At 39.1% G+C, this 1,918-nt stretch carries 1 protein-coding gene and 1 pseudogene; both read left to right on the top strand.

Annotated elements, in window-relative coordinates; genetic code table 11:
* Nucleotides 1-555 (top strand): annotated as a pseudogene (locus Q0135_RS03885) (hypothetical protein); the annotation flags it as partial.
* On the top strand, nucleotides 542-1,897 hold the full coding sequence (locus Q0135_RS03880) for an AAA family ATPase (RefSeq protein ID WP_297988413.1): 1,356 nt from the start codon (nucleotides 542-544) through the stop codon (nucleotides 1,895-1,897). The pseudogene Q0135_RS03885 and the gene Q0135_RS03880, both read left to right, overlap by 14 nt.
* The last annotated feature ends 21 nt before the right edge of the window (nucleotides 1,898-1,918 follow it).

Below are 1,918 nucleotides of genomic sequence, written 5' to 3'. Positions count from 1 at the left end.
TGTTGGGTATGTACGCTGGTAAACGAAGATAAATCTATGCAAGGCTTCATAAAAAGTGGTGAGAGCTCTCTGGCAGTACTAAATGAATTTCGGAATTTTATAAAGGAGGCTAGGGAAAATCGTTCAATGAGGTGCGATTTTAAAAAAGATGGTAGTTTTCGTCCAGGGCCTTTTACGTCTTCGGCGCGAAAAGAAATTCTAAGAAGGCTTTTACGCGGCGAAGCAGAATTTAAGGCGTGCGGCGGCAGTGAGCTAATTAGTGACGAACAACTAGGAATGATCGCTAAGATTTGGGAAAAAGAATTCGATAGCGAAAGCTCGTGTATTACAATATCAAAGGAGTTTGGCAGAATGCAAAATATTGAAATTTCAACGCCCATATTAGAGGATGTTGATTTAATCGATACGACAAGTAAGGGTGGAGAGGCGGCAAAGCGCATTATCTCAGAAATAGTGCGAAAAGAAGGTATCAAGGATAACGAAATTTACGAGATCATTATGAAAAATATTGATGATGAAACGGCGAAGCTAGGAGATAGTGATGATATTTTATAAACGCATTACGATTTGTAATCTTTTCGCTTATTATGGTGAACAGAATGTAGAATTTACCTTGTCACAAGGCAAGCCTATATATTTACTTTTCGGAAGGAATGGATTCGGCAAGACTAGCTTTATAAGAAGCGTGAAATTACTTTTTGCAGGAAGCGGAATGCTAGATGTAGGCGAAAATGTACCGGAGGTCGTATTAAATTTTACTGGCACACGTAGCAGAGGTGTTTTTACACCTAGGGTCCTACTGCTAGGTCAAAATAGCGAAAACGGATGGCGGGGCGCTTTTAACCGTCGTGCGCTTAGCAACGACGAGAATAAATTCTATATTGAGTTAGCGCTTGATGAAGATGAACGCGAGATAATCATTAGGAGAGAGTGGAGTAGATTTCCTGATCTATGCGAAAAGTTAATTTTTATAAAAGACGGCGAGCGGCTGGAAAACAATCAAGCTCGCGAGGAGATCGAGAGAATTCTACCGTTAAATTTTTTACAGTTTTTTGTATTCGACGGCGAAGAGATCGAGGCGATGGCAGACGAGGTCAGCACCGAGCTAAAAGATAAAATTCAAAGCATGTTGAATATTGCCGTATTAGATAGATTATCGGATCAGATCAATAAGGCGGAAAGAGAACTAATCTCACAAAGTAATATGGCAAGTAAAATTAAATCTGATCTAGACTTATGCGAGGGCCGACAAAAAAGCGAGGAAGAGCGCTTGCAAAATGCTAAAATAAATATAAAATTTTACGAAGCTCAAGTGAGCGATAAATCTGCCGCTATAACTGCTAAAAAGAAAGAATTGGAAGGTAAGATAAGGAGCAATTCTAAAGAAAGCGAGGGTCTGCAAAATGCTAAAGATGCTGCTATGGCTAACCTGCAAAGAGCCAAGCAAAGTATTGCGGAATTCGGTGGTGAAATTTTATTTGCAGGATTAGACGAATTCTTCTTAGAACTTTTATCTAGGATAGAAAAGAGTAGTGATACTAGCGGGTTCAATAAAGAAAGCCTTACTAAGTTAGCCAAACTTAGCGCAGATTACTTATTGCGTGAAAAAATAGGGTTTAAATGCGACGCGATAGATTTAAATACATATTTACGCGATGCGTTTTTAGAATTTATCAAAAATAATGACGGAGAATTTAAAGGAATTAATAAAAGCACCATTCCTATCGTTTATAGCGCTGCTAAAGAAAATTCCGTTAAGCTTTTAGACGCCGTAGGAGACGCTAAAAATGCTAAGTCTGATATTTCTCGTATTTCGCGCAATCTGGATGATCTCATTGCAGATTCATCGGTTGATGCGGAATTAGCTAAACTAAACGAGGAGATCGAGGCGTTATAGGTAGAAAAGTTGGAAGCGAGC

This window comes from uncultured Campylobacter sp. (assembly GCF_937981295.1).
Taxonomy (GTDB): domain Bacteria; phylum Campylobacterota; class Campylobacteria; order Campylobacterales; family Campylobacteraceae; genus Campylobacter_B.
This window is presented reverse-complemented; position numbering and strand designations above follow the sequence as displayed.